At 43.3% G+C, this 26,617-nt stretch carries 26 protein-coding genes and 1 riboswitch; of the genes, 22 read left to right on the forward strand and 4 right to left on the reverse strand.

The genetic code is table 11. The features are described from left to right. Positions 1-28: 28 nt before the first annotated feature. The 3 genes from NF418_RS08230 to NF418_RS08240 all read left to right on the forward strand — a co-directional run bounded on the left by NF418_RS08230 (position 29) and on the right by NF418_RS08240 (position 2,573). Entirely contained in the window at positions 29-526 is a 498-nt protein-coding gene (locus NF418_RS08230; RefSeq protein WP_256779173.1) for a GAF domain-containing protein, read from the forward strand. Then, positions 526-2,193 carry a DNA polymerase III subunit gamma/tau gene (dnaX, locus tag NF418_RS08235; RefSeq protein WP_256779175.1) on the forward strand — a complete coding sequence of 556 codons (1,668 nt, stop codon included), beginning with the start codon at positions 526-528 and terminating at the stop codon, positions 2,191-2,193. Before NF418_RS08230 ends, dnaX begins: the two co-directional genes overlap by 1 nt. 197 nt (positions 2,194-2,390) lie before the next feature. Further along, positions 2,391-2,573 (forward strand): DUF3272 family protein, encoded by a 183-nt coding sequence (locus NF418_RS08240; protein ID WP_256779176.1) that lies wholly within the window; start codon positions 2,391-2,393, stop codon positions 2,571-2,573. On the opposite strand, the gene birA is transcribed toward NF418_RS08240, so the two are convergent. Next, entirely contained in the window at positions 2,539-3,495 is a 957-nt protein-coding gene (birA, locus tag NF418_RS08245) for a bifunctional biotin--[acetyl-CoA-carboxylase] ligase/biotin operon repressor BirA (RefSeq protein ID WP_256779177.1), read from the reverse strand. The two genes, NF418_RS08240 and birA, sit on opposite strands and share 35 nt — an antisense overlap. Positions 3,496-3,559: 64 nt before the next feature. Between birA and NF418_RS08250 the strand changes: the two genes are divergently transcribed. From NF418_RS08250 to NF418_RS08285, 8 genes are all read left to right on the forward strand, one after another. After that, positions 3,560-4,594, forward strand: coding sequence for a M42 family metallopeptidase (locus tag NF418_RS08250; protein ID WP_256779178.1), 1,035 nt, complete (start codon positions 3,560-3,562; stop codon positions 4,592-4,594). A 1-nt stretch (position 4,595) separates the two neighbouring features. After that, positions 4,596-5,333 carry a hypothetical protein gene (locus NF418_RS08255; protein WP_256779180.1) on the forward strand — a complete coding sequence of 246 codons (738 nt, stop codon included), beginning with the start codon at positions 4,596-4,598 and terminating at the stop codon, positions 5,331-5,333. 16 nt (positions 5,334-5,349) lie between these two features. Next, complete coding sequence (locus tag NF418_RS08260; RefSeq protein ID WP_256779181.1) at positions 5,350-5,817, forward strand: deoxycytidylate deaminase; 468 nt, start codon at positions 5,350-5,352, stop codon at positions 5,815-5,817. Between the two features lie 397 nt (positions 5,818-6,214). Continuing rightward, positions 6,215-7,414 (forward strand): methionine adenosyltransferase, encoded by a 1,200-nt coding sequence (metK, locus tag NF418_RS08265; protein WP_256779182.1) that lies wholly within the window; start codon positions 6,215-6,217, stop codon positions 7,412-7,414. A gap of 133 nt (positions 7,415-7,547) precedes the next feature. Next, entirely contained in the window at positions 7,548-8,807 is a 1,260-nt protein-coding gene (locus NF418_RS08270; RefSeq protein WP_256779183.1) for a UDP-N-acetylglucosamine 1-carboxyvinyltransferase, read from the forward strand. Positions 8,808-8,887: 80 nt separating this feature from the next. Next, entirely contained in the window at positions 8,888-9,445 is a 558-nt protein-coding gene (locus tag NF418_RS08275; protein WP_256779184.1) for a GNAT family N-acetyltransferase, read from the forward strand. A 10-nt stretch (positions 9,446-9,455) separates the two neighbouring features. Further along, positions 9,456-10,316 carry a methionyl aminopeptidase gene (locus NF418_RS08280; protein ID WP_172097115.1) on the forward strand — a complete coding sequence of 287 codons (861 nt, stop codon included), beginning with the start codon at positions 9,456-9,458 and terminating at the stop codon, positions 10,314-10,316. Between the two features lie 24 nt (positions 10,317-10,340). Further along, positions 10,341-11,264: a YihY/virulence factor BrkB family protein gene (locus NF418_RS08285; RefSeq protein WP_256779186.1), complete on the forward strand. Its 924-nt coding sequence runs from the start codon at positions 10,341-10,343 to the stop codon at positions 11,262-11,264. A gap of 47 nt (positions 11,265-11,311) precedes the next feature. Here NF418_RS08285 and NF418_RS08290 read toward each other — a convergent pair whose 3' ends face one another. Further along, positions 11,312-11,749: a GtrA family protein gene (locus tag NF418_RS08290; protein WP_256779187.1), complete on the reverse strand. Its 438-nt coding sequence runs from the start codon at positions 11,747-11,749 to the stop codon at positions 11,312-11,314. 29 nt (positions 11,750-11,778) lie between these two features. After that, positions 11,779-11,880, forward strand: a riboswitch (PreQ1 riboswitch). On the opposite strand from NF418_RS08290, the gene NF418_RS08295 reads away from it, so the two are divergent. The 6 genes from NF418_RS08295 to NF418_RS08320 all read left to right on the forward strand — a co-directional run bounded on the left by NF418_RS08295 (position 11,878) and on the right by NF418_RS08320 (position 17,099). Beyond that, on the forward strand, positions 11,878-12,393 hold the full coding sequence (locus NF418_RS08295) for a QueT transporter family protein (RefSeq protein ID WP_172024395.1): 516 nt from the start codon (positions 11,878-11,880) through the stop codon (positions 12,391-12,393). Its footprint overlaps the riboswitch before it by 3 nt. Positions 12,394-12,504: 111 nt before the next feature. Further along, on the forward strand, positions 12,505-13,347 hold the full coding sequence (locus NF418_RS08300; protein ID WP_256779188.1) for an aldo/keto reductase: 843 nt from the start codon (positions 12,505-12,507) through the stop codon (positions 13,345-13,347). 81 nt (positions 13,348-13,428) lie between these two features. Further along, entirely contained in the window at positions 13,429-15,585 is a 2,157-nt protein-coding gene (locus NF418_RS08305; protein WP_256779189.1) for a Tex family protein, read from the forward strand. Next, positions 15,572-16,006 carry a SprT family protein gene (locus NF418_RS08310; protein ID WP_256779190.1) on the forward strand — a complete coding sequence of 145 codons (435 nt, stop codon included), beginning with the start codon at positions 15,572-15,574 and terminating at the stop codon, positions 16,004-16,006. The genes NF418_RS08305 and NF418_RS08310 overlap by 14 nt, the downstream gene beginning before the upstream one ends. A gap of 69 nt (positions 16,007-16,075) precedes the next feature. Further along, entirely contained in the window at positions 16,076-16,837 is a 762-nt protein-coding gene (locus NF418_RS08315) for a hypothetical protein (RefSeq protein ID WP_256779191.1), read from the forward strand. Beyond that, the gene (locus NF418_RS08320) at positions 16,827-17,099 is read left to right on the forward strand and encodes a PspC domain-containing protein (protein WP_256779192.1); all 273 of its coding nucleotides are present in this window, start codon (positions 16,827-16,829) and stop codon (positions 17,097-17,099) included. The genes NF418_RS08315 and NF418_RS08320 overlap by 11 nt, the downstream gene beginning before the upstream one ends. A gap of 40 nt (positions 17,100-17,139) precedes the next feature. On the opposite strand, the gene manA is transcribed toward NF418_RS08320, so the two are convergent. Next, positions 17,140-18,081 (reverse strand): mannose-6-phosphate isomerase, class I, encoded by a 942-nt coding sequence (gene manA, locus NF418_RS08325; RefSeq protein ID WP_256779193.1) that lies wholly within the window; start codon positions 18,079-18,081, stop codon positions 17,140-17,142. A 435-nt stretch (positions 18,082-18,516) separates the two neighbouring features. On the opposite strand from manA, the gene hprK reads away from it, so the two are divergent. The 5 genes from hprK (at position 18,517) to NF418_RS08350 (ending at position 25,937) form a co-directional block, all read left to right on the forward strand. Then, complete coding sequence (gene hprK / locus NF418_RS08330; protein ID WP_105108979.1) at positions 18,517-19,449, forward strand: HPr(Ser) kinase/phosphatase; 933 nt, start codon at positions 18,517-18,519, stop codon at positions 19,447-19,449. Position 19,450: 1 nt separating this feature from the next. Then, complete coding sequence (gene lgt / locus NF418_RS08335) at positions 19,451-20,227, forward strand: prolipoprotein diacylglyceryl transferase (protein WP_256779194.1); 777 nt, start codon at positions 19,451-19,453, stop codon at positions 20,225-20,227. Between the two features lie 12 nt (positions 20,228-20,239). Continuing rightward, complete coding sequence (locus NF418_RS08340; protein WP_029185975.1) at positions 20,240-20,650, forward strand: DUF948 domain-containing protein; 411 nt, start codon at positions 20,240-20,242, stop codon at positions 20,648-20,650. Beyond that, on the forward strand, positions 20,634-21,149 hold the full coding sequence (locus NF418_RS08345) for a YtxH domain-containing protein (protein WP_256779195.1): 516 nt from the start codon (positions 20,634-20,636) through the stop codon (positions 21,147-21,149). Before NF418_RS08340 ends, NF418_RS08345 begins: the two co-directional genes overlap by 17 nt. 621 nt (positions 21,150-21,770) lie before the next feature. Next, on the forward strand, positions 21,771-25,937 hold the full coding sequence (locus NF418_RS08350; RefSeq protein WP_256779196.1) for a sialidase domain-containing protein: 4,167 nt from the start codon (positions 21,771-21,773) through the stop codon (positions 25,935-25,937). Between the two features lie 319 nt (positions 25,938-26,256). Here NF418_RS08350 and NF418_RS08355 read toward each other — a convergent pair. Then, a partial coding sequence (locus NF418_RS08355; RefSeq protein WP_256779197.1) for a transposase occupies positions 26,257-26,617 on the reverse strand: 361 nt, incomplete at its 5' end.

Raw genomic sequence — 26,617 nt, forward strand, 5'->3', positions numbered from 1 at the left:
CTCCGTCTTTCTATGCTATAATGTACCTATGAATAAAGAAGAAAAAAAATCAAATTACCAATTACTTTTGGCTCAGTTGGAGGCGCTTTTAGAGGGCGAAACCAATGCTTTAGCCAATCTATCAAATGCTTCTGCTTTGCTCAATCAAGCTCTACCAAATTCTGTCTTTACAGGTTTTTACTTGTATGATGGTCAGGAATTGATTTTGGGGCCTTTTCAAGGTGGCGTTTCCTGCGTTCATATCTCACTTGGAAAGGGTGTCTGCGGTGAGTCTGCTGCCAAAGGCCAGACTATTATCGTAGACGATGTTCGTCTGCATGACAACTACATTTCCTGCGATGCGTCAGCCTTATCAGAAATTGTGGTGCCTATGGTGAAGAACGGTCAGTTGCTGGGCGTTCTGGACTTGGATTCCCGACTGGTAGCTGATTATGATGCCATTGACCAAAAATACCTAGAAGAGTTCGTTGCCCTCCTTGTAGAGAAAACGGACTGGAATTTTGCGATGTTTGGAGAAAAAGGGTAATGTACCAAGCTTTATATCGGAAGTACCGGAGCCAGACCTTTGGGGAGATGGTGGGGCAGGAAGTGGTTGCGACCACCCTCAAGCAGGCCATTGAGCAGGGGAAAATCAGCCATGCCTATCTCTTTTCAGGTCCGCGTGGCACGGGGAAGACGTCGGCGGCCAAAATCTTTGCCAAGGCCATGAACTGTCCCAATCAGGTGGCTGGCGAGCCTTGTAATGATTGCTATATCTGTCAGGCCATAACTGAGGGTAGTCTGGAAGATGTGATTGAGATTGATGCTGCGTCAAACAATGGTGTTGATGAAATCCGTGATATTCGGGACAAATCGACCTACGCACCAAGTCTTGCGACCTATAAGGTTTATATCATTGACGAGGTCCACATGCTGTCAACCGGGGCTTTTAATGCCCTCCTGAAGACCTTGGAGGAGCCGACTGAGAATGTGGTCTTTATCCTAGCCACGACGGAGTTGCACAAGATTCCTGCGACCATTTTGTCTAGGGTGCAGCGTTTCGAGTTCAAGTCTATCAAGGTGACGGATATTCAGGCCCATTTGGCTAAGATTTTGAGCCAGGAGGGTCTGTCTTTCGACGATCAGGCTTTGACCATCATTGCCCGTCGGGCAGAAGGTGGGATGCGGGATGCCCTGTCTATTCTCGATCAGGCCCTCAGTCTAAGTCACGACCAGACGGTTACCTTGGAAATTGCTGAAGAAATCACGGGCTCCATTAGCCTACGCGCTCTGGATGACTATGTAGCTAGCCTTCGCCAGGCGGATAGTGTGTCGGCACTGGGTCATCTGCAGACCTTGTTTGACCAGGGTAAGAGCATGAGCCGTTTTGCGACGGACCTCTTGCATTATCTGCGGGATTTGCTGATTGTGCAGACGGGCGGTGAGGATACCCATCTGACGGCTGGTTTTACGGAAAATCTGGCACTGGATCAGGCTCGCATATTTACCATGATTGAGCTGGTGACCAAGGGCTTAGCGGACATCAAGTCCAGTCCCCAACCCAAGATTTACGCTGAAATGATGACTATTCGTTTGGCTGAAAGTGGTTTGTCTTCTGGGGCAATGGCAGAGCTGCCAGCGGATTTGGTCAGCCAAATCAGTAAACTACAAGAACAAGTGGCTGACTTACAGAAGCAATTAAGCCAACTCTCTAGCCAGCCAAGTGCTGTCAAGCCAGTTTCACGCAAGCCACAGGCTCCGAAAAAATACCGACTGGATACCAGCAAGGTTCATGCTATTTTGCAGGAAGCCATGGAAAATCCAGCTCAGGCGCGTGAGAATTTGACCCGCCTGCAAAATGCCTGGGGTGAAATTATTGAGAGCTTGTCAGGAGCAGATCGTGCCTTGCTTGTTGGTTCCCAGCCAGTAGCTGCCAATGAAAACCACGCCATCCTTGCTTTTGAATCTCCACTCAATGCCGAACAGACCATGAAACGTGATAATCTCAACACTATGTTTGGCAACATTCTCAGCAAGGCCGCAGGTTTTTCACCACAGATTTTGGCCATTGCTCAAGAAGATTGGGTCAGCATACGAGCTGAATTTTCAGCCAAGGCCAAGGGGCAAAAAACACAAGAAAGAGTTAAAGAAGAGAGCCCTGTTCCAGAAGAATTTGGCTTTCTAGCAGACACCGTTGAGATAGTAAATGATTGATAGCAATATCGGTCTTAGGACTGAGGTGGAATATGATTGACTAAGGTATACTATAATCAATCCTAAATATTTTTCATAATCTCCTTAAGAAAGCACCGACTGAGTTGGTGTTTTCTTGTTTAGCTAGCATACATAGAAAGAAGGGATATAAAAAATCAGCCAGTTGACTGATTTTTTGGTATAATTTAGCTATGAAAATGTCACAATTTCTTTTCTTGTCTATTTCGACAATTATTGCAGTTTACTTTATGAATATCTCTATACTCTCCAAGGATTTTTTGCTTGCGGGTATTTTTGCTTTTATCGCCTTTCGCAATCTCCACTTTGCCTACAAGGTGACCCGCTTTATTCGTTTGGTGGAGAAGAAGACCAAGAAGTAAGACTGATTTCTCCACTGGAGATGATTTTTGCCTTGCCGTTATCTAGCTGGATGACAAGATTGCCTGTGTCGGTGACGGCAATGGCCGTTCCCCTGAATTCAACCTGATTTTCTACAAAGCTCACTTGTTGCCCCACGACAAGTGATTTTTCTTTATAAAGGGCAATCAATTCTTTTTCATCAGTTTCTAAAAAGGCTTTCCAGATGGCTGTAATTAGCTGATTGCGGGTAAACGGTGGCTGGTCATCAAAGAGGTTGCCTGCAGATTGCTGGAGCTCTTTTGGAAAATCATCGATATGAACATTGATACCAATTCCAATGATAACATCGGTCACCCGTTGGTTTTCCATAGAAGAGATGGCTTCTGTCAAAATGCCAGCTACCTTTTTCTGTCCTAGATAAATGTCATTGACCCACTTGATTTGAACATCCAGGTCACAGAGGGACTGGATAGCCTTAACAACTGCAGCGGCAGCTAGAATGGTGTAGGGTTTAAATTCCAGGAAGGGGACATTTGGAGAAAGGCGGAGGGACATATAGATACCACCTGACTTGGAGGCATAAAATGGACGCCCAAAGCGGCCCTTGGCCTTATTTTGATGTGGAGCCAGGTAGAGGGCTGGACTATTGTGTCCTATTTCAATCCCTTGTTTTGCATCCAATTGGGTCGAATCACTGTCGGCTTTGAGATGGACAGGTAGTTGGAGTTCTTCGGCAATCAAGTCTGGTAGAAGCAAATCCCCCTCGGCCAATTTATAGCCACGATTGCGTGCTGCCTCAATGGTCAGTCCGTGTGTTTCTAACTGGCGAATGGCTTTCCAGATGGAAGTCCGAGAAATACCCAATTCCTGTGCCAAATCCTCTCCGCTGATGTAGTCTTCTTTTTCTTTTAACAGTAAATAAATCTTCTGGTAGGTTTTCATGTCTTCATTATAGCAAAAAAATGTCCTAAAACATGATATAATAGTTTAAAATAAGGAGGTTTTCATGAAGACACTTGATTACATCGTTAAACTAACCAATACACCGTCGCCAACGGGCTATACGACAGACATTATGAACTACATCAAGGCAGAAGTGGAGGGTTTCGGCTATGAAGCTGTCAAAACTGCCAAGGGTGGTGTTTTAGTAACAGTTCTCGGAGAAAATGACCAAGAACACCGCATGGTGACTGCTCATCTGGATACTTTGGGTGCCATAGTCCGTGCAGTCAAGCCAGACGGCCGACTAAAAATGGATTTGGTAGGAGGATTTGGCTACCCTTCTATTGAGGGAGAAAACTGCCTCATCCATTGTGCAAAAAATGGCAAGACCTTTACTGGTACGATTTTGATGCATCAGACCTCTGTCCATGTCTATCGAGATGCCAGCACAGCCGAGCGGAACCAGACCAATATGGAAATTCGTTTGGACGAAAAAGTGACTAGTGCCGATCAGACACGGGCCTTAGGCATTGAAGTAGGTGATTTTATCTCCTTTGATCCAAGGACTATTGTGACAGAAACAGGTTTTATCAAGAGTCGCCACCTTGACGACAAGGTTTCAGCTGCTATCTTGCTCCATCTTTTGAAGGTCTATAAGGAAGAGGGAGTGACCTTGCCTTATACCACCCATTTCTATTTCTCCAATAATGAAGAGATTGGCTACGGTGCTAACTCCAGCATTCCTGCTCAGGTGGTTGAGTATCTGGCGGTGGATATGGGGGCAATGGGCGACGACCAGCAGACAGATGAGTACACAGTTTCTATCTGTGTCAAAGATGGTTCAGGCCCGTATCATTACGAACTCCGTCAGCACTTGGTAGCCTTGGCGGATAGGGATGGTATTCCATATAAATTAGACATTTATCCATATTATGGTTCGGATGCTTCAGCGGCTATGCGAGCAGGTGCAGATGTCAAGCACGCCCTGCTTGGTGCTGGAATCGAGTCTAGCCATTCCTACGAGCGGACCCATTTGGATTCGGTCCATGCGACTGAGCGAATGGTGGATACTTATTTGAAATCAGCAATGGTAGACTAAGATGAATGAAAACCGTTTTTTAGAGCTCTTCAATGACCTGGACAAGGTCTTGCGCAAGGTCTGTCAAGTTGAGGATGGGGAACATGCGGACGTTGGTTCTATGTTGGCCAAGGCCAAGGACTTAAGCCCAGTCAATCCTGTCCAAGCCAACTGGGACAATCTCTATGTAGCTCGGCAGTTACGTAATCTTATGGTCCATGAAAGACGAACAGGCTTGAAAGAAGTGGCTCAACCTTCACAGGAGTTGATTTCAGTTTTGGAAAAGGTCATTGCCCAGTACCAAGCACCCATGACCATTGAAACCTATTTGCAAAAGACCCAGAAAATCAAGCCTATTCTTTTTGATAGTCGGGATAAGTTGACCCAGGCCTTGGAAATTGTGGAACGTGAGCATGTTTCCAAATTTCCTATCTTTTCAGGCACATCCTATCAGGGTTTGGTATCAGATAAGGGATTGGCAAATTGGTTGGCCAAGGCTAGCAAGGAAACGGGCTCTATCCGTGAAAAATTAGAAAAAGCCAGTCTGGCTGATGTCTTGGCTTGCGAGGAGGATAGTATTCAGGTGCTTATTTTACCAACTGATACAAGTCTTTACCAGCTGATTAATCATTTTGAAGGAAGAAAACGGACAACTGTTTTGGTTACTCGTCAAGCTGGTGGAAAGATTCATTCGCCAGAAGATCTGGTGGGAATTATCACAGCCCAAGACATAGCCGAAATTTATGGAATGGTGGATTGAGTGGAGAGGAGTAATCATGTCAACAAATCGTTTAGCCTGGGATGAGTATTTTGCAGCTCAGGCCCTCTTGATTGCCAATCGGGCAACTTGTAAGCGGGCCAAGGTTGGTGCTGTTTTGGTTAAGGATAATAAGGTTGTGGCAACGGGCTATAATGGCTCTGTTTCAGGTACCGAGCATTGTTTGGATCAGGAATGCCTTATGATTGATGGTCATTGCGCTAGAACCTTGCATGCGGAAGTCAATGCCATCTTGCAAGGGGCAGAAAGGGGTATTCCGCACGGATTTACTGCCTATGTGACCCATTTCCCATGTCTCAACTGCTCTAAGCAATTGTTACAGGTTGGTTGTAAGCGGGTTGTCTATATCAATGAATACCGTATGGATGACTATGCTCAGTACTTGTATAAAGAAAAGGGCTGTGAGTTGGTTCATTTGCCTCTAGAGGTGGTTAAACAGGCAATTGCAGATGCCGAATTTATCTAATGATTTTGTAGAAGAGTGGTTGTATAGAACAACCCTCTTTATTTTTAAGAAAATGCTAGGATAGTCGGTCAATCTATGCTATACTAGAGACGTTATTAAGTCCCGAAAAGGTAGTTTATAGACTAGTTAATATTTGCAGAAACACTTGAAACACAATTAAAGAAACTGGTAATATTGAATAGTAAGCGTAAAAACTTTACTACACTTCAGTCACTATTTTCTTCAAATAAGGCTGATTTCATACAGTCTGGTATTGTCTTTCTCGTTGGGTACCTGGAAATTTTCCTTTGCTTAAGACAGGTGTCTTTCGCAAAGAACTAGTCTTCGACTAGTTCTTTGTAACCTTAGTAACCCGCTAGGTTTCTAGCATATATTCTATTTTAAGGGGGACATTTTTATGTCAGAACGTAAGTTGTTTACGTCTGAGTCAGTATCGGAAGGACATCCGGATAAGATTGCTGACCAGATTTCAGATGCTATTTTGGATGCTATTTTAGCAGAGGATCCCGATGCGCACGTAGCGGCAGAGACGGCTGTTTACACAGGTAGTGTTCATGTCTTTGGAGAGATTTCAACCACTGCCTATGTGGATATTAACCGTGTGGTACGTGATACGATTGCGGAGATTGGCTATACAAAAGGTGAGTATGGTTTTTCAGCTGAGTCGGTTGGGGTTCATCCGTCACTTGTAGAACAATCGCCAGATATTGCTCAAGGTGTCAATGAAGCCTTGGAAACTCGTCAAGATGCTAGTCAAGATCCATTGGATTTGATTGGTGCAGGTGACCAGGGGCTCATGTTTGGTTTTGCAGTAGATGAAACGCCTGAACTAATGCCCTTGCCAATTTCACTTAGTCACAAATTGGTGCGTCGTTTGGCCGAGTTGAGAAAATCTGGTGAAATTGCTTATCTCCGTCCAGATGCTAAGTCACAGGTAACAGTTGAATACGATGAAGACAATCAACCTGTTCGTGTGGATACAGTCGTTATTTCGACCCAGCATGATCCAGAAGTTAGCCAGGAGAAAATTCGTCAGGATGTCATTGAACGTGTGATTAAGGAAATCATTCCAGCTCATTATCTGGATGACCAAACCAACTACTTTATCAACCCAACTGGTCGCTTTGTCATTGGCGGACCTCAAGGGGACTCTGGTTTGACAGGTCGTAAGATTATCGTTGATACCTATGGTGGTTATTCTCGTCATGGTGGCGGTGCCTTCTCTGGTAAGGATGCGACAAAAGTGGACCGTTCTGCATCTTATGCAGCACGTTACATTGCCAAGAATATCGTAGCAGCTGGCTTGGCTAAAAAGGCTGAAGTTCAATTGGCCTATGCTATCGGTGTTGCTCATCCAGTTTCAGTTCGCATAGACACCTTTGGCACAAGTACAGTAGCAGAGAGTGAATTGGAAGCAGCTGTTCGTCAGATTTTCGATTTGCGCCCAGCTGGTATTATTCAAATGTTGGACCTCAAACGTCCGATTTACAAGCAAACGGCAGCCTATGGTCACATGGGTCGTACAGATATTGACTTGCCATGGGAACGCTTGGATAAAGTAGATGCTTTGCAAGCAGAACTACAAAAGATCAACTAGGAATATTTTCAAAACAGGAGACAAACATGCTCCTGTTTTTTGCCTATCAAATAACTAGCTTTTTACCTCCTCTTGTGGTAGAATGAAACGTATGCCTTTTTATGGGGATAATAAGAGAAAGAGAATAGTTAGTATGAGAAAAATAGTTATCAATGGTGGAAAGGAGTTAAAAGGCTCGGTTACAGTTAGCGGTGCGAAGAATTCTGTAGTAGCCTTGATTCCTGCCATCATTCTTGCAGATGGGATAGTTACTCTTGATGGGGTTCCAGCAATTTCAGATGTCGATAGTTTGATTGATATCATGGAAACAATGGGTGCGACTGTTAAGCGCGATGGTGAATCACTTGAGATTGACCCTCGTGGCGTGAAAGATATGCCAATGCCTTTTGGTAAAATCAATAGCTTACGGGCTTCATACTATTTTTATGGCTCACTTCTTGGCCGTTTTGGTCAGGCTGTAGTTGGATTGCCAGGTGGTTGTGATTTGGGGCCACGTCCCATTGATTTGCACTTGAAAGCATTTGCTGCCATGGGTGCTGAAACTACCTATGAAGGTGAGAATATGCGCTTATCAACAAATGGTCAGCGAATCCATGGAGCGCATATTTTTATGGATGTTGTCAGTGTTGGGGCAACTATCAATACGATTCTTGCAGCTGTAAAAGCTGAAGGTCGTACGGTCATTGAAAATGCGGCGCGTGAGCCTGAAATTATTGACGTTGCTACCTTGCTAAATAATATGGGTGCCCATATTCGTGGTGCAGGTACAGATATCATTACTATTGACGGAGTAGACAGCCTTCATGGAACCCGTCACCAAGTGATTCCAGACCGTATCGAAGCTGGAACCTATATTGCGCTTGCGGCTGCAGTTGGTAATGGTATCCGTATTGATAATGTTTTGTATGAACATATAGAAAGCTTTATCGCTAAGTTGGAAGAAATGGGCGTTCGCATGACCGTTTCTGAAGACAGTATCTTTGTTGAAAAACAAGAAAAATTGAAGGCAGTCAGCATCAAAACGTCACCATATCCAGGATTTGCGACAGATTTGCAACAACCAATTACACCTTTATTGCTAAGAGCTGAAGGTAGTGGAACGATTACGGATACGATTTATGAGAAGCGAGTTGGACACGTACAAGAATTAGCAAATCTTGGTGCCAAGATTTTTACTAGAAGTAATCACATTGCTTTTGAAGGTCCAAATCAATTGACAGGTGCCTCAGTCAAGGCGACAGATTTGCGAGCTGGTGCAGCAATGGTTATTGCTGGTTTAATGGCCCAAGGTCGCACAGAAATTACCAATATTGAGTTTATTTTGCGTGGCTATTCAAACATTATTGAGAAATTGACGGAGCTTGGTGCTGATATTCAGCTGATTGAGGACTAAGTCGTTTCTCAAATACAATTCTTAGTTAATGAAAAAAAAAAACTGGGGCTGGGAGAATTTCTCAGCCCCTTGGGTACACTATGACAATTTGGACAAGACTGGCAAAGTTTGCTTGCTTTGAAACAGAGCGGTTGTTTTTGAGACCATTTGCTTATGAAGATGGGGATGATTTCTATGAGATTGTTGCCCATCCAGAAAATCTTCCTTTTATCTTTCCAGCCTTGAAAGATAAGAACCTGGCTCTTGCGACAATGGTTGAAAAATTTATGCGGTCACCTTTGGGAAATTGGGCCTTGATTGATCAGGCTTCAGGTCGGATGATTGGTGCGCTTTGTTTTGAAAAAATCGATGAACGACATCTTTCTGCGGAGCTCAGCTATTTCCTAAAAAAAGACTACTGGGATCAAGGGCTTATGACGGAAGCGGTGAAAAACCTGGTCTTTCTGACCTTTTATGAAATCGGTCTGAATGAATTAACCATCATTACACATGAGGAAAATGTGGCCAGTCAGATGGTTGCCCAAAAAACAGGTTTTGTGCAAGTGGAGCAGTATCGTGGAAGTGACCGCTATAGCCATAAAATGAGAAAATACTTGAAATTTAGCTTGAAGAGGGCTGATTTCAGTTTAGAAATGTAGGAGAAAATGAATGATTACTATTAAGTCACAACGTGAAATTGATGCCATGAACCGAGCTGGCGATGTGCTAGCAGGTATTCATATTGGTTTGCGCGACATCATCAAACCAGGCGTTGACATGTGGGAAGTGGAAGAATATGTTCGTAAAACTTGTAAGGAGAAAAATGTCTTGCCCCTTCAAATTGGTGTTGATGGTGAGTTGATGGATTATCCTTATGCAACTTGCTGCGGGCTAAACGATGAAGTAGCCCATGCCTTTCCACGTCACTACAAGCTTAAAGAAGGTGATTTGCTGAAAGTCGATATGGTTCTTAGTGAGCCCTTGGACAAGTCTGTTATTGATGTTTCTAAGCTAAATTTCAATGATGTCAAGGCTATGAAGAAAATCACTCAAACCTATCGTGGTGGTTGTGCAGACTCTTGTTGGGCCTATGCAGTCGGTCAGGTTTCTGAAGAAGTGCAAAACTTGATGGATGTAACCAAGGAATGTTTGTACCGCGGTATTGAGCAAGCAGTTGTTGGCAATCGTATCGGTGATATCGGTGCTGCTATTCAAGAATATGCTGAGGGTCTTGGCTATGGCGTTGTTCGTGACTTGGTGGGTCACGGCGTGGGACCAACCTTCCACGAAGAGCCAATGGTTCCCCACTACGGGACAAAAGGTCGTGGACTTCGTTTGCGTGAAGGCATGGTTTTGACTATCGAGCCAATGATAAACACTGGTACTTGGGAAATTGACACCGATATGAAGACTGGCTGGGCTCACAAAACACTTGACGGTGGTTTGTCTTGTCAGTATGAACACCAGTTTGTCATCACAAAAGATGGCCCGGTTATTTTGACCAGTCAAGGTGAAGAGGGAAGTTATTAATATAGCTAGAAAGAAGGAGAGGGAATGAAGAAAACCAAATTTATTGAAGGTTTGAAAACATTCTGCTCGACCTTCTTTTCATTTTATCGGAATGCGGATATCGATGTGACCAGTGTTGCGGTGGCCTATTATCTGCTCATATCTATATTCCCGATTTTATTAACTCTTGCCAATCTATTACCTTATTTTCCATTTGATATCGACGCTATTTTGTCTGTAGTAGAGGAATTTGTACCAGATCGGCTTTATCCGTCTGTGTCGGCATTTATGATATCTGTTTTGACTAAACCTTCTACATCCTGGTTGGGAATTTCGATTGCGACGACCCTATGGACCCTATCTCGCAGTATGACCATTCTTCAGAAAGCCGTCAACAAGGCCTATGGAATCAATGAACACAGGGATTTTATTATTGGACACCTTATTAGTATATTTTTGGGCATTGGTCTCCAAGTCATTATTCTGCTGAGTATGACCATTCTCACTTTTGGTCAGGTGATTGTATCCTATATCAAGAAATTGTTTCAATTGGAACATACTTGGATTGCAGGGATATTTAGCCAAACGCAATTGATCGGATTATTGGCTTTATTTACAGCCCTGAGTATGCTCTATTTTTTCCTTCCCAATGTCCGGATAAAAAAGATTCGCTATGTTTTACCGGGTGCAAGTTTTGTCTTGCTGACCATGGTGTCGGTTGGAAAAATTTTTGCACTGTATGTGGATAACTATGCCAACCGCTTGATGGATTTTAGGATGGTTACAGCCGTTATTTTCCTTGTTTTTATGCTTTGGTTTATTTTTATGGCTCAAGTTCTTATCATTGGAGCTATTATCAATGCCAGTGTTCAAAGTATGCAAGTGGAGGAATTTCTTGCAAGAGATGGGGATATTGTTTCCATTTTGAATAGGATTAAGGGGAAATTTACACCAATTGATAAAGAATGAGGGTGGAAAAACAAGTTATATATAAAAATGAGGTTCCGTTCGGATCCTCATTTTTTGTCTTTAAAAATAAATAATTTACTCAAGAAATAGTTGAGCACGATGACCAATACCTGTGAGAAGAGTGTGGCAATGGCATTGACAAGTGTCAAATCATGTTTGACAAATTGTCCAATCAATTGTGGATAGGCTTGTACTAGCAAATAAGCTAAGAGCATGTCCAAAACCAAGGTAGAAATACGTGCTGTAGCAAACTTGATCAGACGATGTGGCCAACCCTCTCTGGCTTGTTTGAAAACGAAACGGTCGTTGGTCCAGAAGGCGAAGAGAATGGCAATAGCATTGGCCAAAAGAGTAACCAATAGAATGGAAGGGATGACTAAGAACAGTCCCATTCGAGTGACCATATAGACAAGGGTTGCCGCCACACCTGCAATCAAATAAAGAATGACTTCGTTGTTTATGAGTTGATAAAATAGTTTTTTCATAAGAAATAGTCTATCATTTTTTTGGAAAATATGCTATACTAGACAACGTTGTTGAATTTTCAACGACCCTTGGGGCTTGCTCACTTTACCCAAGCATATTACAAGCATTTTGCTAAAGGAGAATTTTCATGAATACATCTAAATGGACTGCCAGAGATTTGGCAGAGATTGCACTTGTCGCAGCTATTTATGTAGCATTGACCCTGACACCACCCTTGAATGCTATTTCCTTCGGAGCCATTCAGTTCCGCTTGTCAGAAATGCTCAATTTCTTGGCCTTTTACAACCGTAAGTATATTATTGCCGTGACCATCGGTTGTATGATTTCTAACTTGATTGGTTTCGGTGTGATTGACCTCTTTGTAGGTGGATTATCAACCCTTATCTTTGTTACACTTGGGGTTATCCTCTTTGAAAAATACAAGAAAGACTATCTCTTCGGTGGCTTGTTTAACAAGGCATTCTTCTATTTCTCATTCTTTTTTGCAGCGACCATGTTTACAATCGCTCTAGAATTGAAATTCTTATATGATTTGCCATTCTTCTTGACTTGGTTGACAACTGCAGGTGGAGAATTGCTGTCCCTATTGGTTGGTGCAGTAGTGATTGATAAGTTAGCGAAAAAAATCAATTTCGAAAGATAAGTTTTAAAGATAAATGTGAGCAGACACCTTCGGGTGTCTTTTTTCTACAAAATTTTTGTCAGGGCTTACAATTTAGGTTATACTGGTACTAGAAAATACAGGAGGTCTTTTATGAAGACATATCAATTATCAAATGGTGTTGCCATTCCAAAAATCGCCTTTGGCACCTGGCAAATTCCAGACGGCGAAGAAGCGCATCGTGCTGTTCTCTACGCTTTGGAAGCAGGTTATCGTCACATTGACACGGCACAGATTTATGGCAATGAAGCCAGTGTCGGCCAGGCCATTGCGGATAGCAGTGTGGCGCGTGAGGATATTTTCCTGACAACCAAGGTATGGAATGACAAGATTGGTGTGGAGGACACATTGGCATCAGTTGAGGAATCCATGACCAAGCTGGGTGTAGCTTATCTGGACCTGCTCCTTATCCACTGGCCAAATCCAAAGGCCATTCGTGACGGAATCGGCTGGAAGGAACGCAATGCCCAAGTTTGGAAAGCCTTGGAAGACTTGTATCGTGCAGGTAAGGTCAAGGCTATCGGGGTGTCGAACTTTATGGAACATCACCTGGAAGGTTTGCTTGAAACGGCTGAAATCACACCCATGGTCAACCAGATTATGTTGGCACCCGGTACTCCACAGTCAGAATTAGTAGCCTACTGCAAAGCCAAAGGCATTCTCTTGGAAGCCTATAGCCCATTTGGTACAGGAACACTTTTCCAAAGTCAAGAAGCAGCAGAACTAGCTAAAGAAGCAGGTTGCAGCGTGGCTCAGCTGGCACTGGCTTGGTCCCTAGATAAAGGTTTCCTGCCATTGCCAAAATCAACCAGCCCAGAAAATATCAAGGCCAATTTGGATATTGATGACCTAGTCATTAGTCCAGAGGCCGTAGCCCAGTTGGACAAGCTTGCAGGTGTCAAAGGGTGGTTAGACCCAGATTTGGCAGCGTTTTAAGAAGAAAAATGAAAGTATGTGTAGCTCACATGCTTTTTCTATTGTGGTAATTTACAACGCTTTCATGCTATAATAGTAGCTATGGAAGAAAAATATTTGAAAATTGCTCAGGAATTGGGTGTTAGTTTAAAACAGATTGATACGGTTCTCTCTTTGACGGCTGAAGGCAATACCATTCCCTTTATTGCACGTTATCGCAAGGACGTGACGGGGAATTTAGATGAAGTAGTCATCAAGTCTATCATTGATCGGGACAAGGCCTTGACTGCTCTTGCTGAACGCAAAGCGACTGTCCTTGCCAAGATTGAAGAACAAGGAAAATTGACAGACCAGCTCCGTCAGGCTATCGAGGAAGCGGAAAAGTTGGCAGATGTGGAAGAACTCTACCTGCCTTATAAGGAAAAACGTCGGACCAAGGCAACGGTGGCGCGTGAGGCAGGGCTGTTCCCACTGGCTCGTCTGATTTTGCAGAATGTGGCTGACTTGGAAGAACAGGCTGAAGGTTTTATCTGCGAGGGCTTTGACACTGCTCAGGCTTGTTTGGCTGGGGCTGTGGATATTTTGGTCGAAGCGATCTCAGAAGACAATAAGCTTCGGGCCTGGGTCTACCATGAAGTGCAGACCAATTCAAGCCTTACTTCAGAGCTAAAAGATCAAGAAGCAGATGAAAAAGAAGTCTTTCAGATTTACTATGATTTTTCAGAGAAGGTGGCAAAAATGCAGGGTTATAAGACCTTGGCCATCAATCGTGGGGAGAAATTAGGCATTCTCAAGGTTTCTTTTGAACACAATGTGGATAAAATGATTCGCTTCTTTGAGCTACGTTTTCCACAGTCCAATAGCTACATCAAGGATGTCATCCAGCAGGCCATCAAGAAGAAAATTCTGCCTGCTATGGAGCGTCGGATTCGGACAGAATTGACGGAAGAAGCAGAGGAAGGGGCTATCCAGCTCTTCTCTAAAAACCTACGTAATCTGCTTCTCGTATCTCCCCTCAAAGGCAAGGTTGTTCTTGGTTTTGACCCTGCCTTTCGGACAGGGGCTAAGCTGGCGGTTGTAGACCAGACTGGAAAACTCTTGACAACCCAGGTCATCTACCCAGTTGAGCCGGCTGGTCAGCGCCAAATTGCCCAGGCCAAGAAAGACTTGGCAGACTTGATTGGGCAATACCAAGTGGAAATCATTGCTATCGGAAATGGGACGGCCAGCCGTGAATCGGAGGCTTTCGTCGCTGATTTGCTCAAGGATTTCCCGGAAGTTTCTTACGTTATTGTCAATGAAAGCGGAGCTTCTGTTTATTCAGCTTCTGAACTGGCACGATATGAGTTTCCAGACCTACCTGTCGAAAAACGCTCTGCCATTTCCATCGCCCGCCGTCTGCAAGACCCTCTGGCTGAGCTGGTCAAAATCGATCCCAAGTCTATCGGTGTCGGCCAGTACCAGCACGATGTCAACCAGAAGTCTCTGTCTGAAAGTCTGGACTTTGTGGTTGATACGGTGGTCAACCAGGTCGGTGTCAATGTCAATACGGCCAGTCCTGCCCTTTTGGCTCACGTTGCTGGTCTTAACAAGACCATTTCGGAGAACATTGTCAAGTACCGTGAGGAAAATGGTGCTCTGACCTCTCGTCAGCAACTTAAAAAGGTGCCTCGTCTGGGTGACAAGGCCTTTGAGCAGGCAGCTGGTTTCTTGCGAATTCCTGATGCGACTAACTTTTTGGACAATACTGGCGTGCACCCTGAGTCTTACAAGGCTGTGGAAAACCTGTTAGAACTTCTAGCTATTGACCACTTAGATGAGGCTGCGCAGGAAAAATTAAAGCAGGTGGCTATCGCGGATACGGCAGAAAGAATCGGTGTCGGTCAAGAAACCTTGAAGGACATCATCGCAGACTTGCTTAAACCTGGTCGTGATTTACGGGATGACTTTGAAGCACCAGTCCTTCGTCAAGATGTCTTGGATGTCAAGGACCTGGTAGTCGGACAGGAATTGCAAGGTACGGTCCGCAATATTGTGGACTTTGGAGCCTTTGTGGATATCGGTGTCCATGAGGATGGTCTGGTCCACATTTCACGCATGGTCAAGCGCAAACGGGATAAGAATGGACGCCAACAAGCCTTGCCTCATCCAAGTGAAGTTCTCGCAGTTGGGGAAATTGTAACCGTCTGGGTGGTCGAAGTGGACATCAAACGCAACCGTATCGGTCTTAGCCTTTTGAAGCCAAATGGATCTGAATAAGTATGTGCAGGAAGTTTCCCTGCAAGACTTCGGTAAGGAATTCCGGCATGTCGCAGTCTGGAACAGACGATTGAGGTCAACGGGTGGTCGCTTTTTTCCTAAAGATGGCCACTTGGACTTTAATCCCAAGCATTTGGAGGAGCAAGGTTTAGAAGTCTTTCGGAAGATTGTCCGCCACGAGCTTTGCCATTACCATCTCTACTATGAGAAGAAGGGCTATCGGCATGGGGATAAGGACTTCAAGGAACTGCTGGCTGCGGTGGACGGCCTGCGCTACGCTCCCAAACTGGAACAAACTGCCAAGCCGAGTTTGATTTACAGATGTCAGTCCTGTGGACAAGTCTACCAGCGCAAGCGCCGCATTGACCTAAAAAAATACCGATGTGGTAAGTGTAGGGGTAAACTCACTTTGAAAGAATAGAGAATCAGTCCTCGGGCTGATTTTTTTGGTGGGGATTGTGATATACTAGAATAGAATCGAGGTGAGTCTATGACGCAAAAGAGAGAAGAACGCTTAATTGAGTTATATGAAAAAGGTGTCTTGACCAAGGAAGAGGCGCGTGCCTGTTTTAAGGAAATGAACCAAGAACCTGACTTTCTTTTTGTGGAAGAAAAAGAAAAATTGAATTTTTCCTTGCCAATTTTTAAAGTATTTGCCTCTTCTAAGTTGAAGCAAGCCTATACATTTGAAGGGATTGAGTCACTATTTTTAAAACTTTCTGAAGGGCGGCTGACCTTTGCAAAATCCAAGAACAATCAGCTTAGTGTGGAAATTTGTTACAATCAGGATGCACCTGAAGATAGACTTCCTCATCTTTATGTAGAAAAAAAATGTCTCTATTTTAGCAGTGGCTTGGCCTGTCGTTTGACGATCAGCTTGCCACAGGAATGGATGTCCGTATTGGACTTGGAGTTGGGGCAGGCCGATGCTCGCTTGGATTATTTACCGTTTGAAGATATTTCCATCCGCAGTTCAAGGGATAAAAAACAACAGGATATCCGCTTGACGACTTGCGGTGGTTATCCACAACACTTGTTTGTGCAGCTTGTCCAGGCTCCTTTGACCTTACAGACAGGAAAAGGTCAAGGGATTCAAGGTCAGATTGAGTCTACTTCTGGTCAGGTTTTTGTCAACCGAAAAAAGAAAGCCAGTCCCTACCAGTTTGAAAAATCGGGCAATGATTTACTCTTTATCAAGGCACAGACTGGACAAGGTGCTTTCTATGTGAAAGGAATAAAAGATGTCAATTGATTTGTATAAGCTAAGACAGGGTAAGATTGTATCGGGTGTTCTTGCAGGGCTAGCCCATAAATTGGGCTGGGAAGCTTGGGTAACTCGTGTGCTTTTTATAGTTGCCCTGTTTTTAGGAAAAACTTCTCTGCTTACACTGGCACTTTATCTTGCAGGTGCTTACTTCCTGCCCTACAAGGAAGATAGGGATGCGGAACGTTATGGAACCGGTCCCCGAAAGATAAAGGATGCGGAGAAGATAAACAAGTCTTGGTTTAAATAAGAAAAAACTTGAGTTTTAAAAGCTCAAGTTTTTTAATGGCCTAATTTGCGTGGCTAGCGATGATTTCCATCTGGCCTGTAAATGTCCAATCCGTGACATCTGCGGGCAAGATAAAGTGGCTTCCTTTTTCAATAGGGTAGCTGGTTTCACCGACTTGGATGGCACCTTGGCCTTCTATGACACTGACGAGTAGGTAAGGGACGGTTTGCTCCATGTGGATTTCTCCCTTGGTTTGCCATTTATAGACAGAGAAGAAGGGATTAGAGACTAGGAGGGTAGTGTCGAGCTTGCCTACTTTGAGTTGGGCAGGTGTGGAATTAGCTACGGGACCGATTGTCAATACGTCGATAGACTTTTCAATGTGAAGTTCACGGAGGTTTCCAGCATCATCGCGGCGGTCAAAGTCATAGACTCGGTAGGTAGTATCGCTAGATTGTTGGGTTTCTAAAATCATGATACCCTTGCCGATGGCGTGCATAGTACCACTAGGAACGAAGAAAAAGTCACCTTTTTTAACAGGTACATGGGTCAAGAGATTATCCCAATCCCCAGCTTGGATTTGTTGGCGGAGTTCTTCTTTGGATTGGGCATTGTGTCCATAAATAATCTCAGCTCCTTCCTCAGCTTCTAAAATGTACCAACATTCTGTCTTGCCGAGTTCGCCTTCATGAGCCAGACCGTAGTTGTCATCAGGGTGAACCTGAACGCTGAGCCAATCTTCAGCGTCTAGAATTTTGGTTAAGAGTGGAAAGACCGCGTCTTTAGGATTGCCAAATAAATGTTTTTCATTCTGATAGAGGTCATCAAGCCCACGCCCCTCATAGCGACCGTTTGAAACGGTAGTAACACCATTTGGATGAGCAGATATAGCCCAGCATTCACCAGTCTTTTCACTTGGAATGTCGTAGTGGTAGTTGGTTTTCAGGCGATTACCTCCCCAAATTTTTTCTTGCATAACAGGTGTGAGAAATAATGGTTCCATGGTATTCTCCTCTCAATTTCTATTTCTCTAGTATAGCAGACTTTAAGGGATAATAATACTGATAAAGCTAAAGTGTTTTTATATGTGAATAAAATATCTTAAAAACTTGATTTTTCGGGGGGGGGGGGGGTATAATATAGCTACAGGAGTGAATTTATCCTGAGTAGCATTTTGGGTTAAATACTGGCGTTCCCAGAAATGAACTCCAAAAGCTAGAAAACTGGAGATCAGGCCTTCCTTCCTATTTAATCTATACCCCACTCATAGAAATTTCCGAGTTTGGTCTCTATGAAACAGTGAATTGCGCATATTCACTGTTTTTTTTGCCATACTTTGGAATAGAATTAACTAAGTTTTCATTGAAAAACAATGCTTGTTTCGCCCCCAACCCCTTGCTTGTGGTATAATATAATAAAACTGAAAGTGAGGGCAGATATGACAGTTTATGTAAAAGAATTGCTTGAAAATTTACGAATTGAAAGTGCTTACAGTACGGAGGAACTGCTCCAAAAAGAGATTACGACGTCTGATATTACACGTCCTGGATTGGAGATGACGGGCTACTTTGATTATTATTCACCCGAGCGTATTCAGCTCATGGGCATGAAAGAGTGGTCTTATTTGATGGCTATGACAGCCCATAACCGCTACCAAGTGCTCTCGCAGATGTTTCAACCAGAAACGCCTGTAATTATTGTGGCGCGTGGTTTGGAAATCCCAGAGGAGATGTATCGTGCAGCTAAGGAGAAGAAGATTGCTATTTGCCGGAGCAAGACTGCGACCAGCCGTCTATCAGGGGAATTGTCTTCCTATCTAGATAGCCGACTTGCTCAGCGGACCAGCGTTCATGGTGTCTTGATGGATATTTACGGGATGGGTGTTCTTATCCAAGGTGATTCTGGTATCGGTAAGAGTGAGACCGGGCTTGAATTGGTCAAGCGTGGTCATCGCTTGGTGGCGGATGACCGAGTTGATGTTTTTGCCAAAGATGACGTGACCCTTTGGGGAGAGCCTGCGGAAATTCTTCGCCACTTATTAGAAATCCGTGGTGTCGGTATTATCGATATCATGAGCTTGTATGGTGCCAGCGCCGTTAAGGATTCATCAGAAGTTCAGTTGGCTGTCTATCTGGAAAATTATGAAACGGGCAAGGTCTTTGATCGTCTTGGGAATTCTGGTGATACTATTGAAATTGCTGGCATTTCTATTCCACAAATTCGCATCCCAGTTAAGACAGGTCGAAACATTTCAGTGGTTATCGAGGCTGCAGCCATGAACTACCGTGCCAAGCAAATGGGGTATGACGCAACGAAAATTTTTGAAGAGCGTCTAGGTAATCTTATCGAGCAGAATAGGGAAGAGGGCTAATATGGATCCAATTGCCATTCGATTAGGACCTTTAGAAATACGTTGGTACGCCATCTGTATCTTGCTAGGTTTGGTCTTGGGTGTTTACCTGGCGACTAAGGAAGCTCCTCGAAAAAAGATTTTGCAAGATGATATTATAGACTTTATCTTACTGGCCTTTCCTCTTTCCATCATCGGAGCTAGGATTTATTACGTAGCATTTACTTGGAGCGAATACAAGGATAATCTCTTGTCTGTCTTTGCCATTTGGAATGGTGGCATTGCTATCTATGGCGGTTTAATTACAGGGGCAATTGTTCTATATTTCTTCACTCGGCATCGTTTTATCAATACGCTAGATTTTCTGGATGTGGTGGCTCCTTCAGTCATGATCGCTCAAGCCATTGGACGTTGGGGGAATTTCTTTAACCAGGAGGCCTATGGTAAGTCAGTGGAGAGTTTGGACTATTTGCCAGCCTTTATCCGTGACCAGATGTATATTGAAGGAGCTTATCGTCAGCCGACTTTCTTGTTTGAAAGCTTATGGAATCTACTTGGTTTTGGCTTGATTTGTGTCCTACGTAGAAGGACTCGCCTGCTCAAGCAGGGTGAAATCACAGCCTTTTACCTGATTTGGTATGGTTTTGGTCGCCTCTTGATAGAAGGCTTGCGGACAGATAGCCTCATGTTCTTGGGAATCCGTGTTTCCCAATGGCTATCTGGTATTCTAATTCTCGTCGGAATTAGCATGGTTGTGGTGCGGAGAAGAAAATCTTCTATTCCATTTTATCAATCATAAGGAGAAAATATGATTATTGAAATTTCTGTCTTAATAATTGCTCTGTCAATCGCAGCAGTAGCAGTTTATATTGTTTTGTTATTGAAAAAGTTGGGGACTGTGACGGACGAGGCCCAACAAACCCTTAAGGTCTTGACCAGTGATGTCAATGTGACGCTCTACCAGACCAATGAACTTTTGGCCAAGACCAATGTGTTGGTGGAAGATGTCAATGGTAAGGTTTCCACTTTAGATCCTCTATTTGTCGCAGTGGCGGACTTATCAACCTCCGTGTCAGACTTGAATGCTTCGGCGCGTGATTTGACAGTCAAAGCCAAGTCGGCCGGTGCTAATACTGTTAAAGCTGGCGGAGCCCTCTCCGCCTTGTCAACTATCTCATCTCTCTTAGGTAAGAAAGGAGAAAAAAATGGTAAAAAAATCTAGTGTCTTAACTAGTCTTTTGTTAGGTGTAGCAGGTGGCGCTGCAGCGGCAGCCTTTCTAGCAAGTAAAACTGGTAAATCAGTGAAAGAAAAGGTAGTCAACTTTGCCAATGACTACAAGGAAAATCATGAGGAAATCAATGCTGATTTGGTCAACAAGGCTCAGGATTTAGGTAAACAAGCTACAGACCGTTTCACAGAAGTCAAAACTCAACTGGAAACTGGTGAATTGACTGTTGAAGATTTGGTCAAGTCAGGTAAGGAAAAATCTGTTGAAACCTTCGAGCAAATCAAGGAAAAGATTGCAGGACAAAACCTGACCACTGCGGATATTTTGGAAGCCATTAAGGCTAAGACTGTCAAGGCACCGACGGTAGATGTGACTGAGGAAGTTGAGGATGCTGTTGTTGTATCTGAAGATATTGAAATTGACTTAGTGGTTCCAGTTGTTGAAAATGAGCAAGGGGATGCAAGCACTGAAGAGATTACTCGAGATTTCTAAAGGGAGAAATTAGGTATCGGAGTCTATTTATACTACCAAATCTAAACCTATTTACTCCCTTAAATCTAATCAAATAAGCAGTCTTGTTTTGAAAAATTACTTTTCAAAGGTTTTATATCAGGTATCTGTATGGATCAAAAGTTAGATAAACAATTATAAGCAAAGGATTTAGTTCTGTACTGAGCAGGGCTAAGTCCTTTTATATTTTCGGTAATAGGTTTGGTGGAGAACAGATACTATCACTTGAATTTATAGGGTTTGAATTATGAAAAGGATAGTGTCCATAGTTTGTTTTAGTAACTTGCTCTCGAAATAGCTCTAGAGTTCTCAAATTGATTTAAATATGTCCTGTTTGTAATTCAGTTTACTATAAAATTCCAAATCTTTATTTGTTTCTTATGAAAATGATAACCTAATGCTCAGACATATCATTCTATATGGCTTTAACAGTTAGTGTTCCAGCCACTGAAATCTGATGATGAGTTGAAAAGAATAATTAGTAGGCTCTATTTATCAAAATTCAGTAAGCGTTTGCAAAAATCACTTGCAAACTCTCCTTTTAAATGTTAATATATCATTGAGACAATATATCAAACAAAGTGAGAAGCATAGGAGGAAAATATGGCTGAAAAATATTCAAGTGTAAAACCAGTAACAAAGGTTGCACTCTTCTCAAGTGTAATCTTGGCATCGTTTGTGGTATCGCAACAAGGTGCATTAGCGGAAGAAACGACAGGTACTCCTGAAGGAGGAACGGTCTCTGCAGTTACCAATGGGACTACAAATTCTACTGTAGCCACTGCATCTGAAACCAGTGGCAGTTCGGAGACTGTTACCGAGGAAGCCCCGGCTAGTGAAACACCAGCATCTACTACAGAAGCTCCAAAAGAAAACACATTAGAAGTGGATCCTACAACTCTACCAAAGAGCTTGGTTGGGCAAGAATTTACCAGTGCTGAAGAGGTTCGTCTGGATAATATTCAATTAGATAGCTCTAAGAAACGTCATGAATTGACAGAAGCAGAAACAAGTAAAGTCAAAGAAACTAGCTCAGGAACTATCTATCTTGAATATGCTGGACAACCTGCTTCAGGACAGAATTTCTATAATTTGTTTTCTTTATCTAGTACAACTCAAAATAATGAATATACAAACATATATATAAATAATGGTGTAGCTGGTATTGAATCACGTCTACAAAGTAACTCTGGCAATGACCGTGTCTTAAGATTAAATTCAGGTGGTTATCGGGCTAATAACGGGGAATGGAATGCCTTAGCTGTTACCTATAACCAGAATGAAAATAGTTCACTAGCAGTCAATCTATACCTTAATGGTGAACTGGTTGGAACTGGTACTGCTAGTCAAGACATCTTTGGGAATGGATTGGATAAGGCACAGCTTGGTGAAACCAAACGTGGTACACAAAATGTCTGGGCACCTGGATTCCTTTCTGTCAATAATTTTACAGTCTACAATCGTGCCTTGACGGCTGAGGAGATTGCTGAACGTTCTGCCCTATTTGTTCGTCGGGACTATCCGCTTATCAAAGAAGAAGGCTCTGAGATTACAGAGAAGATTACTGTTTTTGAAGGCGGTCGTTCGGGACAAAAGAATCCAGAAAATGGAGTAGCAAGTTTCCGTATTCCAGCACTTTTGAAGACAGATAAGGGCACCTTGATTGCTGCTACGGACCAACGTCATGATCATTATAGTGACTGGGGGAATATCGCCCAAGTTGTTAAACGCAGTACAGACCAAGGTGCAACATGGGGCTCGACAATCAAAATTGTTGACCTACGAGAAAATCCTAGAGCGACAGATAAGAATCAAGGTACGCCGCTGACCATTGATACTGCCCTTGTACAAGACCCAACGACCAAACGGATTTTTGCGATCTATGATATGTATCCAGAAGGCAGGGCCCTTTTTGGAGCACCAAATACTTATGAAGCAGAGTATACGGTGGTAGATGGCAAGCACTACCTCAATCTTTATAAGGCTGGTGAAACAGCACCATATCTCTTGAAAGAGGATGGTCGTGTCTACACACCAGCTGGTGAAGCAACAGAATACCGTGTTAATATCCAGGATACTAGTGCTGCCTATGCCAATATCGGGGATATTTACCAAGGAACAGGAACAGAGCCAATCGGCAATATCTATTTCCAAACGCAAAAAACAGCACCATTTAGAACCGCGCTAGCAAACTTTATCTGGATGTCCTATAGTGATGATGATGGTGTGACCTGGTCACATCCAAAAGACATTACACCAAATCTCAAGAAACCACATATGAAATTCTTGGGCTTGGGTCCAGGTACAGGTATTGTGCTTCATACTGGTGAACATGCAGGTCGATTGGTTGTTCCAGCTTATTCATTGAGCTACACAGGAGGTATGAATTCACAATCAGCACTAGTCTTCTACTCTGACGATCATGGTGAAACCTGGCATGCAGGTAAGTCCTTCAACGACGGTCGCCGTTTAGCTAATGGAACTGTTCTTGAATCTTCTACCATGAACAACGGTAGTGAGATTGGTACAGAGGCGACGATTGTTCAATTGAATAATGGACAGATTAAGATGTTTATGCGTGGTAAGAAAGGTGCCGTTCGCATGGCTACCTCTACTGATGGAGGAGCAAGCTGGATTAACGAAGTTGAACTTTTCCAAGAAGTTCCAGATCCATATGTTCAGCTATCAGCTATTCGCATTGTACGCAACGGTAAAGAGTATGTCTTGTTGTCCAACGCCAATGGTCCTGGTACACAAAGGATGGACGGATACATTCGTATTGCCGAAGTTCAGGCGGATGGTAGTCTCGTCTGGATTCATCATCAAATGGTTCAGGATGGCGAATTTGCCTATAACTCCATCCAACACCTAGGTGGCGATGATTTTGGTCTTCTCTATGAACATAAGACTGGAGACCAGAACTGGTACAGCCTCTACTACAAAAAATTCAACTGGAACTACCTTACTCAAGAAACACCAGGTCGTCCACAAAGTAGCGTGACATCTGTTGATTTCTATGAGAATAATTACATCGGTTTGAATTTTGAAAACGATATCCTAGCCCTCAATAATCCAAGCCTTCGTCTCTCCAATGGCAATGTGGCTGAGTTTGTTTCACAACTCGACAGCAAGAGATTGCTTTATCGCATTACAGATGCGGATAAGGGAGCAGCCATTCTCGATGTTGCTAGTGGAAGCTTGACCAATATTAATAAGCTACCAGTGTCCATTGCTACCCTCTTGACAAAAGATGGTGATAAGTATCTTTCTAAAGTCAATGGACGTACTGTTAAGATCAGTGGTGAGGACGTCTATGAAGATGGTCGTGGTTTTGGTCTGGCAAATCTCATGGACGGCAACAAGTCAACCGTTTCCGAATTGCGTTGGGAAACTGCTAACAACCCAGCTATTACTCTGCCACAAACCATTACCCTTCGTTTGAAAAATGAGAAGGACTTGCATTCATTACTCATTACCAAACGTACGCCTGGGAATGGTACCATGACCAAGTATCAAGTCAAGGCTTATTTAGGAGACCAACAAGTCTTTGATACAGGTGAGAAGTCTGTTGCCTTTGCGACAGCTGATATTCCAGTCCTCTTCAATGGTGTTCGTGCGGATAAGATTGAGTTTATTCCAATTGAAGCTCACACCAATCCAACCACTAAGAACAATACCATGTGGACCGTTCGAGAACTTCAATTGTTTGAACTTCTACCAACACCTGTTGAAACCTACACAGAAGATGTTGAATTGAAAGACCAGGCAACCAATCTTCGGGTGCAATTGGAGGCAGGAGAAAGCAAGGCTATTGTTGGCTTGAGAGTGACTCATAAAGAATCAGGTACGGCAGATACTCCAGAAACCTTGCTTGGTCAAGACTATGACCTCTATGACATTTCCTTGGTAGATGACAAGGGTCAAGCCGTAGCTCCTACTCGAGAAACCTTGGTGATTGTACCGATTGATGAGGGCAAAGAAGTTGAGAAAGTCCTTTATCTATCAGGTCAAGGTCCAAGTGAAGTAGATTTTACAGAAACCACAGCTAGTGATGAAACAGGAAAGAACTTTAAGTCTGTAGTCTTCGTTGCATCCACCTTCAGTGAGTATGCAATAGTATACAGAGAAGTGAAAGCCCACGGTGAGGGTGTGAAAGCCCCTGTTCTTCCAGAGGGTGAGACCCCTGTTGTAGAACCTGAAAAAGTTGAAGAACCAGAAATCATCACAAGTAAGGGCGAAAGTGTGAAGGCAGATGCTCTTCCAAGCTTTGACATTGAGGCATGGTTGAAGGAAAATGCTCAAAGTGAAACTGAGCCAGAATTGATAACAGCCAAAGGTGAGAGTACTAAGGCAGAGGCACTTCCAAACTTTGATATTGACGCATGGTTGAAGGAAAATGCTCAAAGTGAAACTGAGCCAGAATTGATAACAGCCAAAGGTGAGAGTACTAAGGCAGATGCTCTTCCAAGCTTTGACATTGAAACTTGGTTGAAGGAAAATGCTCAAAGTGAAACTGAGCCAGAATTGGTAACAGCCAAAGGTGAGAGTACTAAGGCAGAAGCTCTTCCAAGCTTTGACATTGACGCTTGGTTGAAGGAGAATGCTCCAAAAGACAATGGAGCAGATGCTAAGTCAAACACTGCCAAAGGTGAGACAAGTAAGAAATTACCAGATACAGGAGCTAGCAGTGGTATTGGCCTATCTGTCCTAGGTCTTCTCTCCCTAGTTGGACTCGGAGCTAGTAAGGGTCGTCGCCAAAGAAAAGAATAATAGAGGCTGGGCTCAAGCCCAGGATCACTTCTCAGAGTTCGTGTCAACATCTCAGCGCAGTGGTTGATTGGCAGATTTGTTCGTGTTTTGCACTCCAAATCTGGCCTAATCAACTGTGCGGGGGTGGGAAGACGAACTCTTTTTCTACCATTTGTCAAGTTCATCAAGGTATTTGACGAAAAATATTTTGAGTTCAATAGTCAAAATAAGGAAATTGTTTTCTTTTGGACTAAATTTTAGTGTAAAAAGTGCATACAAAACCAACACCTTATGTTGAAATTTTTTGATAAGGTGTTACAATGATAGTGCATAAACAGTTTTACCGATTTTGGGTAGAAGTATAATCGTAAAGCTTATTATGCGTAATGAGGTAATACATTGTCCGAATGAGACGATGTATGGAGGCAATCGTGTGCGGCTTCGTTGAAGTCGTTTGCGATTGTCTTTTTCGTTTCTCATAAAAGTCGGCTATATGGCAAGGATTGGTGTGACTGGCTGAAGCGATATTGTGAATACATTTGAACAGAATCTTTCTAGCGTAGGGATTGCCACGCTTGGTAATGTGTTCCTTAGCGAGGAAGTTACCAGATTCATAGTGTCTCAGGTCAATACCGATAAAGGCATTGATTTGATTGGCAGACTGAAAACGGCGAATATCTCCCAGTTCACCAATAATACTT

Source organism: Streptococcus suis, assembly GCF_024509555.1.
Classification (GTDB): domain Bacteria; phylum Bacillota; class Bacilli; order Lactobacillales; family Streptococcaceae; genus Streptococcus; species Streptococcus suis_AD.

Excerpts from the sequence above, each read along its gene's own strand:
- NF418_RS08230 (WP_256779173.1), top strand. The coding sequence starts at position 29 with ATGAATAAAGAAGAAAAAAAATCAAATTACCAATTACTTTTGGCTCAG.
- dnaX (WP_256779175.1), top strand. The coding sequence starts at position 526 with ATGTACCAAGCTTTATATCGGAAGTACCGGAGCCAGACCTTTGGGGAG.
- NF418_RS08240 (WP_256779176.1), top strand. The coding sequence starts at position 2,391 with ATGTCACAATTTCTTTTCTTGTCTATTTCGACAATTATTGCAGTTTAC.
- birA (WP_256779177.1), bottom strand. The coding sequence starts at position 3,495 with ATGAAAACCTACCAGAAGATTTATTTACTGTTAAAAGAAAAAGAAGAC.
- NF418_RS08250 (WP_256779178.1), top strand. The coding sequence starts at position 3,560 with ATGAAGACACTTGATTACATCGTTAAACTAACCAATACACCGTCGCCA.
- NF418_RS08255 (WP_256779180.1), top strand. The coding sequence starts at position 4,596 with ATGAATGAAAACCGTTTTTTAGAGCTCTTCAATGACCTGGACAAGGTC.
- NF418_RS08260 (WP_256779181.1), top strand. The coding sequence starts at position 5,350 with ATGTCAACAAATCGTTTAGCCTGGGATGAGTATTTTGCAGCTCAGGCC.
- metK (WP_256779182.1), top strand. The coding sequence starts at position 6,215 with ATGTCAGAACGTAAGTTGTTTACGTCTGAGTCAGTATCGGAAGGACAT.
- NF418_RS08270 (WP_256779183.1), top strand. The coding sequence starts at position 7,548 with ATGAGAAAAATAGTTATCAATGGTGGAAAGGAGTTAAAAGGCTCGGTT.
- NF418_RS08275 (WP_256779184.1), top strand. The coding sequence starts at position 8,888 with ATGACAATTTGGACAAGACTGGCAAAGTTTGCTTGCTTTGAAACAGAG.
- NF418_RS08280 (WP_172097115.1), top strand. The coding sequence starts at position 9,456 with ATGATTACTATTAAGTCACAACGTGAAATTGATGCCATGAACCGAGCT.
- NF418_RS08285 (WP_256779186.1), top strand. The coding sequence starts at position 10,341 with ATGAAGAAAACCAAATTTATTGAAGGTTTGAAAACATTCTGCTCGACC.
- NF418_RS08290 (WP_256779187.1), bottom strand. The coding sequence starts at position 11,749 with ATGAAAAAACTATTTTATCAACTCATAAACAACGAAGTCATTCTTTAT.
- NF418_RS08295 (WP_172024395.1), top strand. The coding sequence starts at position 11,878 with ATGAATACATCTAAATGGACTGCCAGAGATTTGGCAGAGATTGCACTT.
- NF418_RS08300 (WP_256779188.1), top strand. The coding sequence starts at position 12,505 with ATGAAGACATATCAATTATCAAATGGTGTTGCCATTCCAAAAATCGCC.
- NF418_RS08305 (WP_256779189.1), top strand. The coding sequence starts at position 13,429 with ATGGAAGAAAAATATTTGAAAATTGCTCAGGAATTGGGTGTTAGTTTA.
- NF418_RS08310 (WP_256779190.1), top strand. The coding sequence starts at position 15,572 with ATGGATCTGAATAAGTATGTGCAGGAAGTTTCCCTGCAAGACTTCGGT.
- NF418_RS08315 (WP_256779191.1), top strand. The coding sequence starts at position 16,076 with ATGACGCAAAAGAGAGAAGAACGCTTAATTGAGTTATATGAAAAAGGT.
- NF418_RS08320 (WP_256779192.1), top strand. The coding sequence starts at position 16,827 with ATGTCAATTGATTTGTATAAGCTAAGACAGGGTAAGATTGTATCGGGT.
- manA (WP_256779193.1), bottom strand. The coding sequence starts at position 18,081 with ATGGAACCATTATTTCTCACACCTGTTATGCAAGAAAAAATTTGGGGA.
- hprK (WP_105108979.1), top strand. The coding sequence starts at position 18,517 with ATGACAGTTTATGTAAAAGAATTGCTTGAAAATTTACGAATTGAAAGT.
- lgt (WP_256779194.1), top strand. The coding sequence starts at position 19,451 with ATGGATCCAATTGCCATTCGATTAGGACCTTTAGAAATACGTTGGTAC.
- NF418_RS08345 (WP_256779195.1), top strand. The coding sequence starts at position 20,634 with ATGGTAAAAAAATCTAGTGTCTTAACTAGTCTTTTGTTAGGTGTAGCA.
- NF418_RS08350 (WP_256779196.1), top strand. The coding sequence starts at position 21,771 with ATGGCTGAAAAATATTCAAGTGTAAAACCAGTAACAAAGGTTGCACTC.